The organism is Veronia nyctiphanis, from assembly GCF_004116385.1.
GTDB lineage: Bacteria > Pseudomonadota > Gammaproteobacteria > Enterobacterales > Vibrionaceae > Veronia > Veronia nyctiphanis.
This window is the reverse complement of record NZ_PEIB01000020.1, coordinates 66,872-80,303: the sequence shown is the minus strand read 5'-3', so window position 1 is coordinate 80,303 and position 13,432 is coordinate 66,872. Positions and strand designations below refer to the sequence as shown.

The window sequence follows — 13,432 nt, the reverse complement described above, 5'->3', positions numbered from 1 at the left end:
GTTGTTACTCAGAAAGCTGACGGCAGGATGCTGTGGGTTTTGTGCTCCCCATTGTGCCAGTGCGTCTTGTTGCTTCTCTGTGTTTCCGCTGTTCCTTCTCAGCAGGTCAACGACCTGAACCCAGCCAACCATGACTGGGTTGGTGCTTTTAGCAAGCTGTGCACTTTCAAAAGGTGGCATTGGGGCCAGTAAACGCCATACGCGCTCCCAAATCGCTTGTCGCTCGTAGATTGTCATGTAACTTGATGCTTCGACCAGTGAGCGTACTACATCTGTATTTTGCTCAAGTGACTCATAGATCTTGGCTTTAATCAGATGATAGCGCTGGTTTTGAGAAGCGGGGAGCTGCCAGACAGGGTTAAAATTCAGCTTATTAAGTGCAACCGCGAGTTTGTCTCTCGCAATTGCCAGCTCTGCTTGATTTAACAGGAGTTCTGAGCGCTGAAGTGGCGTAAGCAGAGATTCAGAAAGCTTCTCTGCGATTTGGTCGGCCTGCGCATATTCTGTTTCTGCAATGAGTGCTTTTAAAGCCAGTAAATAAAGATCATTTTTCTGATTCAGTTCTGCCTTTTCTGCTTTTAGCAGGTAGGACGTCGACGACTCGGTAGCTGGCACCGTGACATCATATTTCAAAACTTGTTTTTTTTCCGGTGCCGTTGCACAGGCTGCCAGGAACATTGCCAGTGCGATAGAGACAACAACTCGTGATACACTTTTGCACTTATAGGTTAATTTACGCATGAGCATCTTCAGACCGTAAGAAATTACCTTCTATATTAATCGTCCAAAGGTCCCGAAACAAATGACTGATGAAACTTCGACCGTGGTTGACGTCTCAACTTTATATATCGTGCCTACACCTATTGGTAATCTTGGGGATATTACCCAACGTGCGCTGTCTGTCTTAGCACAGGTTGATTTGATAGCTGCGGAAGATACCCGTCACACAGGTAAGCTATTGTCTCACTTTGGTATCACAACCAGAACCTACGCGCTTCATGATCACAATGAGCAGCAAAAAGCAGACAGCTTGATCGCCCGATTGCAAAACGGTGAAAAAATCGCGTTAGTCTCTGATGCGGGCACTCCATTGATTTCAGACCCTGGATATCACCTTGTTCACCGCTGTAGGGCCGCTGGAGTGAGGGTTGTGCCTCTGCCTGGCCCGTGTGCAATTATTACCGCATTAAGTGCATCTGGTTTGCCTTCAGACCGTTTCAGCTTTGAAGGGTTTTTACCACCAAAAAGCAAAGGTCGTCAGGATAGATTCACCGAACTGGCTGCTGACCCGCGAACCATGATCTTCTATGAATCTCCACACAGGATCATGGATGCGCTCGACGATATGCATGCCGTCTTAGGTAGCGAAAGACGCGTTGTATTGGCGAGGGAGCTGACCAAAACCTACGAGACCATACATGGTGCAACACTCGGTGAACTTATTCCGTGGCTCAAAGAAGACCCGAATCGGGTACGAGGAGAAATGGTGTTGCTGGTGGCTGGTCATCGCGTAGAAAAGTCAGACTTACCTGTTGAGGCCACGCGAGCTGTGAAATTGCTCTCGGCAGAGTTGCCGCTAAAAAAGGCCTCAGCCATTGCGGCGGAGCTGTATTCAGTCAAAAAGAACGCGCTCTACAAATGGGGTTTGGAACACCTTTAACCGCACATCTTTTCAGCGCTTAAAACTTGATGTAGATCTCAGCTAACATCTTCTATATAATCCGCCGCCTGAGTTGGCCGGGTAGTCGCTGCTTTGTTGATGTCCTTTGGGAGACTGACAGAGGGGAGGAAAGTCCGGGCTCCATAGGGCAGGGTGCCAGGTAACGCCTGGGGGGCGCGAGCCCACGACCAGTGCAGCAGAGAGCAAACCGCCGATGACGTGCCTCAGGGTATGAACAGGTAAGGGTGAAAGGGTGCGGTAAGAGCGCACCGCGCGACTGGCAACAGTTCGTGGCACGGTAAACTCCACCCGGAGCAAGACCAAATAGGTCCCTAATGGCGTGGCCCGCGTTGGGGACGGGTAGGTTGCTTGAGCCTGTGAGCGATTGCAGGCCTAGATGAATGACTATCACCGTTTTACGGTACAGAACCCGGATTACAGGCCGACTCAACTAACACCGAATAAAGGCGAGCTCTGGTAGCTCGCCTTTTTCTTATTTATTCAAAAAGTGTCATAAAAATATCTGTAGGGAAATATGAGATATTTCTGCCACTTAGCCAGCTCTTTTTTGGCGGTAAATTTTGCTGATTCTTAGCTGGCTGAACATTAACGACTTTTTCCACAGTATGTTGCGGCGAGTCTAAAAATGGCCCGCTTGACTTTCCTTTTACCTGATACATACACTTTGATAGTGGGAATAAGTGGAATAAAGTGGGTAAAATTGGTGAAAAAGGGGTCATGGTGATATGTTGAGGGGAGTTACCGCCATATCACTTGATACAAAAGGCCGAATGGCATTGCCTAAGCGATATCGTGAAGAGCTCGCTGAGCAGTGTGATGGCGTTTTTGTCTGCACCATAGACCACCAGTTACCCTGCCTGCTGCTTTATCCGTTGCCTGAATGGGAACGTATTGAAGCAAAACTGTCTAAATTATCGAGTCTCAACCCTGTTGAACGCCGCTTACAGCGTTTGTTGCTGGGGCATGCGTTTGAGTGCGAAATGGATGCGCAAGGGCGCTTTCTGCTCGCGCCAACATTGAGAGATTATGCCGGGCTCGATAGCAAAGCCATGTTGGTGGGACAACTTAATAAGTTTGAAATCTGGCAGCAGGAAAAATGGCAACAACAGATCGATCAGGATATTCAACTTCAGACCCAAGCGACGGAATCATTCAATGACCGTCTCAGCGACTTGTCGCTTTAGGTGATACATATTATGTCAGAACAGTTTTCTCACGTTTCCGTTCTTTTGAACGAATCTATTGATGGCCTCGCAATTAAGCCTAACGGTATTTACATCGATGGGACCTTCGGACGTGGCGGACATACCCGTCAAATTTTATCCCGGCTCGGTGACAGTGGTCGCCTCTATAGCATTGACCGCGACCCGCAGGCTATTGAAGAAGCAAAAACCATTGATGATCCCAGATTCACCATTATCCACGGCCCTTTTTCTGGTATTGCGCAATATGCTGAAGAGATTGGTTTAGTGGGTAAAATTGACGGCGTATTGCTAGATCTCGGTGTATCTTCTCCACAGCTTGATGATCCGGAACGTGGCTTTAGCTTTCTTCGCGACGGGCCACTTGATATGCGCATGGACCCTACATCTGGCGTAAGTGCAGCAGAATGGCTTGAAACAGCAAGTGCAGACGACATTGCATGGGTATTGAAAGTGTTTGGCGAAGAACGTTTTGCCAAGCGTATTGCCCGCGCCATTGTTGCTCATCGCGAAGATGAGGAGAAAGAGCCACTTACTCGTACCTCTCATCTCGCGAATCTGATTTCAGCGGTGTCCCCGATTAAAGAGAAGAAAAAGCACCCCGCGACCCGAAGCTTTCAGGCGATTCGCATTTATATCAACAGTGAATTGGAAGAGATTGAAACCGCTTTGCAAGGTGCCAGTGGCATACTCGCGGAGGGGGGGCGTTTGTCGGTCATCAGTTTCCACTCGTTGGAGGATCGATTGGTGAAGCGTTTCATTCGCAAACAAAGTAAAGGGCCAGATGTTCCCCATGGCGTGCCTTTGACCGAAGACCAGATCAAAGCGTTGGGCAGTCCAGACTTAAAGCCTGTTGGAAAGGCGCTCAAACCCTCTGACAGTGAAGTATCAGACAACACACGCTCGCGAAGTTCGGTACTTCGGGTAGCGGAAAAGCTGGGTAGCTAATGAAAACATCATCACCAGGTCTTATACGTCAGATAGCCTACGACATCGCGTCGGTAGGGAGAGTTCCTTTGATTCTGATGTTGTTGATGTTGATATCGGCGTTCGCCGTTGTGTATGTGACCCAACTTACCCGGGTCACTATTGCCAATCAAGACAACCTGTTGGTCGAACAGGAGAGATTGGAAGTTGAATGGCGGAACTTAATTCTAGAAGAACACGCACTCTCGGAACACAGCAGAGTCGAATCACACGCCAGACAAGACTTGGACATGGTCAGGCCGGCACAGACAGTGAAGTGATTGTGAGCAAAAATTGAGTAAGCAAAAGCAACCTGCAGCGCAGAGAAACATAACCAAAAAAGTGCCGGCTTTTATACGCTGGCGCTTTGTGTTTGTGTGTGCCTGTATTGCGATGGCACTGGCTGGTTTGGTTGCACGTGCCGCTTACATACAAGTTATTGAGCCTGACAAATTACGTCAGGAAGGCGATATGCGTTCGCTGCGGGTTAAAGCGTTGCCGACTGCCCGAGGCATGATCACTGACAGAAATGGTGAATCGTTGGCGGTCAGCGTTCCTGTAAAGGCAGTATGGGCCGACCCAGTACAGATTTTCAAACACGGCGGTTTGGCAGACAAAGAAAAATGGCACGCGCTGGCTGATGTGCTCGAGTTAGACAGAAATAGCCTCTTGAAACGCCTTTCCGATAACCAGTCTAAACGCTTTATCTATTTACAGCGGCAAGTTGGCCCTGCGGTCACGGCCTACATCAAGAACCTCAAACTCCCCGGCATCGGAATGAAAATGGAATCTCGACGTTTTTACCCAACGGGCGAAGTCAGTGCGCACCTTGTTGGCGTAACGGGGATCGATGGACATGGCCTTGAAGGTATTGAGAGCCGTTACGATAAATGGCTGAGTAGTGAGCCGGGTAAGAAAACATTCCGAAAGGACCGTTATGGACGTGTGGTGGAAACCATCGCATTTAAAGAAGGTCAGGATGGAAAGACGCTTGGACTGAGTATCGATCAGCGTCTGCAGGCCATTTCCTACCGTGCTATCAAACAAGCTGTTGCTGATTATCGGGCGCGTTCAGGTTCGTTAGTGATGGTGGATGTGAATACTGGCGAAGTACTGGCAATGGTCAATGCGCCATCTTACAACCCGAATAACCGAGATGACCTGAAAACGTTCAAAATGCGTAACCGGGCAATCACTGATGTCTTTGAGCCCGGCTCCACAGTCAAACCTTTTGTCGTCCTCGCTGCATTAGAAAACCATGTTGCTGATACCTCCACAGTAATTGATACTGGCTCGGGTCTCATGCAAATTGGTGGAGCAAGAGTCCGCGACACATCGAAAGTTGGCAAGGCCGACCTTCGCCAAATCTTGAAAAAATCGAGCAACATTGGTGTTAGTAAGCTTTCACTTGCGATGCCCGTAGAAGCCTTGCTTGGGCTTTATAGCAGCACGGGGTTAGGCGATTTTTCCGGACTTGATTTAGTCGGCGAATCCTCAGGGCTTTTCCCTTCCCGCCGCCGTTGGTCTGACTTTGAACGTGCAACCCTGTCGTTTGGTTACGGCCTGTCAGTCACGCCTGTTCAGCTTGCTCGTGCTTATGCCACTCTCGCCAGTGGCGGCGTGAATCGCCCGCTTTCAATAGTCAAAACAAAAGATGTGGTACCGGGCAAGCAAGTCGTGTCGAGAAAGTATGCGGATACTGTTCTCGATATGCTGGAATCCGTCACCGAGAAGGGCGGCAGTGCGCATCGAGCCAAAATAGACGGTTACCGAGTAGGTGCGAAAACAGGTACGGCAAAAGTGGCAGTCTCAGGCGGGTACAGTGACGAATACATCGGTTACACCGCAGGTGTGGCACCGATCAGCAATCCGCGTATTGCCATGGTGGTTGTCATTAATGAGCCACAGGGCGATCAGTACTATGGTGGACAAGTGGCGGCGCCCGTTTTTTCAGAAGTCATGAAAAGCGCATTACAGATTTTGAATATTGCACCGGATGCAGGTTTGCAAACGGCGCATAAAGTGAACAACTAGAACAGGCAAGTCGATGCCGAATACGAGTTTTAAAGATTTACTTTCTCCATGGTATCCGGAAGCGCCGGAAATCAGCATCAGTGGTTTGACACTGGATAACCGCACGTTGAAAGCGGGCGATGTGTTTGTCGCCGTCCAAGGACACGCGACCGACGGAAGACGCTTTATTCCTGATGCAATCCGAGCGGGTGCGTCTGCGGTCATCGCTGACGGCGGTGAAGCGGGCGAGCAGCCGAGCTATCAGTTTGATAGTGGTATTCCTATTATCACCTTGCCTTATCTGAAAAGCCGTTTGTCTGAGATCGCATCACGCTTCTATCAGTCACCCAGCAAACGCTTGGGTGTGATTGGGGTGACAGGAACCAATGGAAAAACCACGGTTACTCAGATAGTGGCCCAGTGGCTTAACTTGCTGGGCAATAAGAGTGCCGTGATGGGTACGACAGGAAATGGTTTCCTGGATGCGCTTGAAACGGCAACGAATACAACAGGCAGCGCGATAGAGATTCAGCAAATGATGGCCAAAGTGCAGGCTGATGGTGCCTCCCACATGGCAATGGAAATTTCTTCTCATGGCCTTGTGCAGGGCAGAGTGTCTGCTGTTGATTTCGATGCGGCCATCTTTACTAATTTAAGCCGCGATCATCTCGATTATCATGCACGATGGAAGCGTACGCCGAAGCCAAACTTATGTTGTTTACGCACTACGGCTGCCCAGTTTCTGTCATTAACGCTGATGACACTGTCGGCCATCAATGGTTGGCGGATATGCCCGACGCTATCGCTGTGGGCTGCAAAATGGCTTCCGTCGACGCCCACCCGGGTAAAAAGTTCTGGCTCACTGACGTCGATTACAGCACATCCGGAGTCACCGTAAAATTTGATTCAAGTTGGGGCGAGGGCGAGTTTAAAGCGGCTTTGGTCGGGCAGTTTAACGTATCAAACCTCCTATTGAGTTTGGCAACATTGCTTGGGCTGGGTTACTCCATGGATGTTTTACTGGACTCGGTAGGAAATCTCTCTGCGGTGGCGGGCAGGATGGAAGTATTCAGCAAAACCGATTCACCATTGATGGTCGTTGATTATGCGCATACGCCCGACGCACTTGAAAAAGCGTTGGAAGCGCTGCAACGCCACACAGAAGGAAAGCTGTGGTGTATATGTGGTTGCGGCGGTGACAGAGATATGGGTAAGCGGCCCATGATGGCTTCTATTGCTGAACGTATGGCTCAAAAAGTGATTCTGACCGATGACAATCCGCGCTCTGAGTCACCTCAGCAAATTATTAAAGATATGTTAGGCGGCATGGATAACCCAGATGCTGCGGTGGTTCTTCACGATCGTAAAGAGGCTATCCACTTTGCCTATGAGAATGCGTCTGAAAAGGATGTCATTTTAATTGCGGGCAAAGGACACGAAGACTATCAGGTGCTTGCCTCAGGCTCTGTGTATTATTCGGACCGTGAGACCGTTTCGGCACTGCTGGGAGGTGAGGCATGATCCCCGTTTCCTTGCATGCTCTAACCAATATTGTCTCTGGAGAACTGCATGGTGAAGAGCTACGAGGTGAAGATCGAACGATAAACCACGTGTCTACAGATACGCGAACCTTGTCTTCGGGCGCACTCTTCGTTGCCATTGTTGGCGATATTTATGATGCGCACAACTTTGCCGACAAAGCCATTGAAAATGGCGCATCAGCTCTGCTGGTATCACGCCTGTTAGACGCTGATATCACCCAGATTGTTGTTCAAGATACCCGAATTGCCCTTGGGCAAATCGGAGCGTGGGTGAAATCGCAGGTTAACCCGTTGACGATTGGATTGACTGGGAGTTGCGGCAAGACAACAGTGAAAGAAATGCTGGCCAGTATCTTGTCGCCAAAAGGAAAAACACTGTTTACGCACGGTAACTTCAATAATGATATTGGCGTTCCGCTAACCCTATTGAGGCTTGAAGAAGACCATACGTTTGCGGTGATGGAGCTCGGTGCTAACCACGTTGGGGAAATAGCTTATACTACTGCGTTGGTTAAACCTGATATCGCGCTGGTCACTAATCTGGCTGCTGCCCATCTTGAAGGGTTTGGCTCTCTTGAAGGTGTAGCGAAAGCCAAGGGCGAAATTTTCTCGGGCTTGTCCGAAAATGATACAGCGATTATTAACTGTGATAGTCATGGCGGCGAAAAGTGGCAAAGTTACTTTAAAGGTAAGCGCTTGCTCACAACCTCTGTGACTGACCTATCCGCTGATCTCCATGCCCGTGATATTGTTGCGACCGACGATGGATGCTTCCGTTTTCGCTTGGTATCGCCGCAGGGAGAGTGTGATATCCAGCTTTCATTGCCGGGGCAGCACAATGTTGCCAATGCTTTGCTGGCAGCAGCGGCTGCGCTCAGTATTCCCGGCGTAACGATAGATGACGTGAAGCAAGGTCTCTCGCACGTTGCACCAGTGAAAGGACGTGGTGCGGTGAGCTTTCCCCACTCTGGTTTGCGGCTGATTGATGACAGCTACAATGCCAGCCTTGCCGCAATGAAAGCCGCAGTCGATTTACTTGCAAGTTTCGATGGTGACAAGGTGATCATCCTCGCCGACATGGCAGAAATGGGTGAACACAGTAAAAGTGTCCATCGCGACGTTGCGGAATACACCGCTGAATCAGGTATCGAAACAGTGATTACTTATGGCCCTGAAAGCAGGGTTATTAGCGATCTGTGCAACGGTAAACATTTTGATGATAAAGGTGCGCTGATTGCGCATGTAGTAGAGCTCATGAAAATAAAAAAACAGGTTTCTGTATTGGTGAAGGGTGCCAACGGAATGAAAATGTCTGAGGTTGTTGTTGCTATTGAGGAGGCAGCGAAATGATTGTCTGGTTATCTCAGATATTTGAACAGTACTTTTCTTTCTTCCGCCTTTTCGATTATCTGACGTTTCGCGCCATCATCAGTGCGTTGACCGCTTTGCTTCTGTCTTTGTGGATGGGACCAAAGCTGATTGCCAAATTACAAATGATGCAAATTGGTCAGGTTGTTCGTAACGACGGCCCAGAATCTCATTTCAGTAAACGCGGTACGCCGACAATGGGCGGCATTATGATCCTCGCGGCGATTACCATTACCGTGCTGCTATGGGCCGATTTATCCAATCCCTATGTGTGGGCAGTGATGTTTGTATTGCTGGGGTATGGTGTTGTTGGTTTCGTGGATGATTACCGGAAAGTCGTGCGTAAAAACAGTGATGGCTTAATCGCGCGTTGGAAATACTTCTGGCAGTCTGCGATTGCGCTGGTGGTTGCATTCGCGCTCTATGCACACGGTAAAGACACAGCCGCGACCCAGCTTGTGGTGCCGTTTTTTAAAGATGTGATGCCACAGCTTGGTTTGTTCTACATTTTGCTGACTTACTTCGTCATTGTCGGTACCAGTAATGCCGTTAACCTGACTGACGGCCTCGATGGTCTGGCTATCATGCCAACTGTCATGGTGGCCAGCGGTTTTGCCTTCATTGCATGGGCAACAGGTAACGTCAACTTTGCAGAATACCTGAACATCCCCTACCTCAAGCATGCCAGTGAACTGGTGATTGTATGTACGGCGATTGTGGGTGCTGGCTTAGGCTTCCTTTGGTTCAACACTTATCCTGCTCAGGTCTTTATGGGAGATGTGGGCTCACTCGCGCTGGGTGGTGCACTGGGTACGATTGCAGTATTGGTCCGTGAAGAGCTACTGCTAGTTATCATGGGCGGTGTCTTCGTGATGGAGACTCTGTCAGTTATTTTACAAGTGGGCTCCTACAAACTTCGCGGTCAACGTATTTTCCGCATGGCACCGATTCACCATCACTATGAGCTGAAAGGCTGGCCGGAGCCGCGCGTGATTGTGCGTTTCTGGATCATCTCTTTGGTGCTGGTGCTTGTCGCATTGGCGACCTTGAAGGTGAGATAAATGACAGACGGTTTAACAGCAAAAAATATTGTTGTGATTGGGCTCGGTATGACCGGGCTCTCCGTCGTTCAGCACTTGCAAAGTCAAAATGCCGCCTGCAACATCAAAGTCATCGATACCCGTGATGAGCCTCCTGGCGCAGAAGCACTGTCTAATGACATCCAGTTACATGTGGGCGGCTGGAGTATGGAATGGTTGCTTTCGGCGGATCTGATTGTTGCAAGCCCCGGCATTGCATTAGCATCACCCGAACTGAAGCAGGCAGCGGATAACAACATCGAGATAATCGGTGACATTGAACTCTTTGCCCGCGCGGTGACGGCTCCCGTTGTCGCTATTACTGGCTCAAACGGTAAAAGCACGGTGACAAGTTTGGTCGGTGAAATGGCCAAGCAAGGTGGTATGGATGTCGGTGTAGGAGGCAATATTGGTCATGCCGCTCTTGATATGCTGGCAGAAGACCATGAATTATATGTGCTGGAGCTATCAAGCTTTCAGCTCGAAACCACATCATCACTCGATCTCGCTGCCGCCGCATTTCTTAACCTGTCCGAAGATCATATGGATAGGTATGAGGGAATGGATGACTACAAAGCTGCAAAGCTGCGTATTTTCGACCAATCCCGACTGGCTGTGTGGAATGATGACGACAGAGAAACCAAGCTAGCCAATGGCCATAAAAACGTCCGTTTTGGCTTTTCAAAAGGTGAATACTCACTGACTATCGTTAACCAAGATGAATGGCTCAGCGTTAACGGTGAAGCGCTATTGCCTGTCAGTGATATTGCATTGGTTGGAAGACACAACGTTGCCAACTGCCTCGCGGCTATGGCGCTTGCTGATGCGGTAAATATTTCCAGGGATGCGCAGCTAAAAGCAATCAAGCAATATGCGGGGCTTCCGCATCGTTGCCAGACTGTGCTTAATGCTGATGGTGTTCGCTGGGTGAATGACTCGAAAGCAACCAATCTCGCCAGTACGCTTGCAGCACTCGATGGCTTAGAAATAGACGGTACCTTGCACCTTCTTCTCGGCGGCGACGGGAAAGGGGCTGATTTTTCGGCGCTTTCGCCTGTTATCAATAAACTCAATGCTTCTATCTATTGCTTTGGTAAAGACCGTGAACAGCTCGCGGCACTTTCGTCGGAGTCAATACAAACCGATACCATGGCTGAAGCAATGGCTTTAGCTTATGGGCAGGTCAATGCCGGCGATATGGTTCTCCTTTCTCCAGCTTGCGCCAGTCTGGACCAGTTCAAGAATTTCATGGTACGTGGCGAAACATTCTGCCGCGTTGCGAATGAATTGAATGACAGGAAGAAGGTGTCGGTATGACAGCAGGCAGGCTGAAAAATAACAGAATATTGAACTGGTTCTCTGAGCCGTCTCAACCCGCGTTGTATGACAGGCAATTAGTCTGGCTGGCGCTAGGTCTGATGCTTTTCGGCCTAATCATGGTGTGTTCAGCCTCTATTCCTGTGGCAATCCGACTGGTGGATATGCCTTTCTATTTTGCGACCCGCCAAGGCGTATATCTGCTGGGTGCAACGCTTCTAGCATGTATCGCCATGAGTATTCCTCTTTCCCGATGGCAGCGCTTAAGTGTCCCCTCTCTACTAGTTTCAATTGTATTGCTGGTGGTAGTTATGTTTGTCGGGCATTCGGTGAACGGTGCTTCCCGCTGGATACCGCTGGGCTTTTTCAACTTGCAGCCTGCGGAAGGCGCTAAGCTTGCATTGTTACTGTTTATCTCAGGTTATTTGGTGAGGCGCCATGGTGAGGTTCAGGAAAAAATCCGCGGATTTTTGAAGCCACTCGGTGTACTGATTGTCCTCGCGTTCTTGCTCTTGAGCCAGCCTGATCTCGGCACTGTCATCGTCATGTTTGTCACCACTATCGGCATGTTATTTATTGCGGGTGCTAAGTTATGGCAGTTTATCTCGCTGATGGGTGTCGGGATAGCTTCTATCGCTGCACTGATCATTGCTGAACCTTATCGACTTCGCCGAGTAACGTCTTTTCTTGATCCTTGGCAAGACCCGTTTGGCAGCGGCTACCAACTCACTCAGTCTTTGATGGCATTTGGTCGTGGTGGCTGGTGGGGGCAGGGGCTGGGCAATTCCGTACAAAAACTTGAATACTTGCCCGAGGCGCATACCGATTTTGTTATTGCGGTTTTGGCCGAAGAGCTGGGGCTTATCGGTGTCACTGTGCTGCTGCTGATGGTTTTTGCACTGGCATTCAAAGCCCTTCAGATAGGAAGGCGTTGCCTTGAAGCTGAACAAATGTTTGGTGGATTTCTGGCATCAGGCATTGGGATCTGGATTTCATTTCAAGCCTTGGTTAATGTTGGCGCCGCATCCGGGATGATACCAACCAAAGGACTCACACTGCCTTTGGTCAGCTACGGTGGCTCAAGCTTATTTATCATGGCGACGGCCGTCGCTTTGGTTATCCGGGTAGACTACGAATACAGATTACAAACATCGCAGGCTCATCAACGAATAAGAACTCATGACGAAAGAAAACCAGAAAAACAATAAACGCCTGCTTGTGATGGCGGGTGGAACCGGAGGCCATGTGTTTCCCGGTCTTGCTGTCGCCAATGAATTGAAAAAAGAAGGATGGGAAATCCGCTGGTTAGGTACTGCTGATCGTATGGAAGCGGATTTAGTGCCTAAACATGGTATTGATATCGACTTTATCAAAGTGAAAGGCCTTCGAGGCTCTGGTATCAAGAGTAAATTGCTTGCTCCCATGATGATAATCAATGCGATTTTTCAGGCGCGCGCGCACATCCGAAACTGGAAGCCTAACGCAGTTCTGGGGATGGGCGGGTACGTGAGTGGTCCAGGTGGTGTTGCTGCCTGGCTGACAGGTATTCCTGTTGTATTACATGAACAGAACGCTGTTGCAGGTCTTACAAATAAGTGGCTGGCGAAAATTGCGTCACGTGTCTTACAGGCATTTCCGGGTGCTTTTCCCGAGAAAGAAGTCGTAGGAAACCCGGTACGCGAAGATTTGTCAGACGTGATGGAACCGAACAAGCGTTTTAGTGACAGAACTGGGCCTCTAAGGCTCTTGGTCATGGGCGGCAGTCAAGGGGCAAGAATACTGAACCATACATTACCTAATGCACTGCCTCATGTTGACGCTGATATTGAAATTCGCCATCAGGCTGGCAAAGGTAACCTTGACGATACGCAAGAAAGGTATCGCAGTGCTGGTGTCAGTCATGTTGAGGTCACCGAATTTATTGATGATGTTGCTGCAGCGTATGAATGGGCGGATTTAATTATTTGCCGTTCAGGTGCGTTGACAGTGTCAGAAGTCGCAGCTGCTGGCGTTGGCGCGATATTCGTGCCTTTCCAGCATAAAGACAGGCAGCAGGCACTCAATGCTGATCATTTGGTAAAAAGTGGTGCCGCCATCATGATAGAGCAACCCGAATTTACTACTGAATCGCTGGCCGAAGTTCTGTCAGGACTCGACCGCCAGTGTCTTCAAGAGATGGCAACGAAAGCCAGAAACAATGCAATTATTGATGCCAGCCAGCGTGTTGCTGATGCCATCAAACAAGTCGCGAAGTAATAGAGAACA

General features: G+C 49.4%; 10 protein-coding genes, 1 other RNA gene and 2 pseudogenes. 12 read left to right on the top strand and 1 reads right to left on the bottom strand.

The features are described from left to right. The coding region (locus CS022_RS15550) for a penicillin-binding protein activator (RefSeq protein ID WP_201746297.1) at nt 1-741 on the bottom strand (741 nt) is incomplete at its 3' end. Between the two features lie 61 nt (nt 742-802). On the opposite strand from CS022_RS15550, the gene rsmI reads away from it, so the two are divergent. From rsmI to murG, 12 genes and pseudogenes are all read left to right on the top strand, one after another. Then, nucleotides 803-1,660 carry a 16S rRNA (cytidine(1402)-2'-O)-methyltransferase gene (gene rsmI, locus CS022_RS15545; RefSeq protein ID WP_129123066.1) on the top strand — a complete coding sequence of 286 codons (858 nt, stop codon included), beginning with the start codon at nt 803-805 and terminating at the stop codon, nt 1,658-1,660. Between the two features lie 69 nt (nt 1,661-1,729). Then, nucleotides 1,730-2,114: RNase P RNA component class A (rnpB, locus tag CS022_RS15540), an RNA gene on the top strand. A gap of 292 nt (nt 2,115-2,406) precedes the next feature. Further along, entirely contained in the window at nt 2,407-2,865 is a 459-nt protein-coding gene (mraZ, locus tag CS022_RS15535; protein ID WP_129123065.1) for a division/cell wall cluster transcriptional repressor MraZ, read from the top strand. A 12-nt stretch (nt 2,866-2,877) separates the two neighbouring features. Next, the gene (rsmH, locus tag CS022_RS15530; RefSeq protein WP_129123064.1) at nt 2,878-3,831 is read left to right on the top strand and encodes a 16S rRNA (cytosine(1402)-N(4))-methyltransferase RsmH; all 954 of its coding nucleotides are present in this window, start codon (nt 2,878-2,880) and stop codon (nt 3,829-3,831) included. Further along, nucleotides 3,831-4,147 (top strand): annotated as a pseudogene (gene ftsL / locus CS022_RS15525) (cell division protein FtsL). The gene rsmH and the pseudogene ftsL overlap by 1 nt, the downstream one beginning before the upstream one ends. Next, on the top strand, nt 4,144-5,883 hold the full coding sequence (gene ftsI, locus CS022_RS15520; RefSeq protein ID WP_129123062.1) for a peptidoglycan glycosyltransferase FtsI: 1,740 nt from the start codon (nt 4,144-4,146) through the stop codon (nt 5,881-5,883). Before ftsL ends, ftsI begins: the two are co-directional and overlap by 4 nt. A gap of 13 nt (nt 5,884-5,896) precedes the next feature. Then, nucleotides 5,897-7,383, top strand: a pseudogene (murE, locus tag CS022_RS15515) (UDP-N-acetylmuramoyl-L-alanyl-D-glutamate--2,6-diaminopimelate ligase). Beyond that, on the top strand, nt 7,380-8,753 hold the full coding sequence (locus CS022_RS15510) for a UDP-N-acetylmuramoyl-tripeptide--D-alanyl-D-alanine ligase (protein WP_129123061.1): 1,374 nt from the start codon (nt 7,380-7,382) through the stop codon (nt 8,751-8,753). The pseudogene murE and the gene CS022_RS15510 overlap by 4 nt, the downstream one beginning before the upstream one ends. Continuing rightward, nucleotides 8,750-9,832 (top strand): phospho-N-acetylmuramoyl-pentapeptide-transferase, encoded by a 1,083-nt coding sequence (mraY, locus tag CS022_RS15505; RefSeq protein ID WP_129123060.1) that lies wholly within the window; start codon nt 8,750-8,752, stop codon nt 9,830-9,832. The genes CS022_RS15510 and mraY overlap by 4 nt, the downstream gene beginning before the upstream one ends. Beyond that, nucleotides 9,833-11,167 (top strand): UDP-N-acetylmuramoyl-L-alanine--D-glutamate ligase, encoded by a 1,335-nt coding sequence (gene murD / locus CS022_RS15500; protein WP_129123059.1) that lies wholly within the window; start codon nt 9,833-9,835, stop codon nt 11,165-11,167. Then, the gene (ftsW, locus tag CS022_RS15495; RefSeq protein WP_129123058.1) at nt 11,164-12,375 is read left to right on the top strand and encodes a cell division protein FtsW; all 1,212 of its coding nucleotides are present in this window, start codon (nt 11,164-11,166) and stop codon (nt 12,373-12,375) included. Before murD ends, ftsW begins: the two co-directional genes overlap by 4 nt. Further along, nucleotides 12,347-13,423, top strand: a complete 1,077-nt coding sequence (gene murG / locus CS022_RS15490; protein WP_129123057.1) for an undecaprenyldiphospho-muramoylpentapeptide beta-N-acetylglucosaminyltransferase — start codon at nt 12,347-12,349, stop codon at nt 13,421-13,423. Before ftsW ends, murG begins: the two co-directional genes overlap by 29 nt. Nucleotides 13,424-13,432 lie beyond the last annotated feature (9 nt).

Excerpts from the sequence above, each read along its gene's own strand:
- mraZ (WP_129123065.1), top strand. The coding sequence starts at position 2,407 with ATGTTGAGGGGAGTTACCGCCATATCACTTGATACAAAAGGCCGAATG.
- ftsW (WP_129123058.1), top strand. The coding sequence starts at position 11,164 with ATGACAGCAGGCAGGCTGAAAAATAACAGAATATTGAACTGGTTCTCT.
- rsmH (WP_129123064.1), top strand. The coding sequence starts at position 2,878 with ATGTCAGAACAGTTTTCTCACGTTTCCGTTCTTTTGAACGAATCTATT.
- murD (WP_129123059.1), top strand. The coding sequence starts at position 9,833 with ATGACAGACGGTTTAACAGCAAAAAATATTGTTGTGATTGGGCTCGGT.
- rsmI (WP_129123066.1), top strand. The coding sequence starts at position 803 with ATGACTGATGAAACTTCGACCGTGGTTGACGTCTCAACTTTATATATC.
- CS022_RS15510 (WP_129123061.1), top strand. The coding sequence starts at position 7,380 with ATGATCCCCGTTTCCTTGCATGCTCTAACCAATATTGTCTCTGGAGAA.
- murG (WP_129123057.1), top strand. The coding sequence starts at position 12,347 with ATGACGAAAGAAAACCAGAAAAACAATAAACGCCTGCTTGTGATGGCG.
- mraY (WP_129123060.1), top strand. The coding sequence starts at position 8,750 with ATGATTGTCTGGTTATCTCAGATATTTGAACAGTACTTTTCTTTCTTC.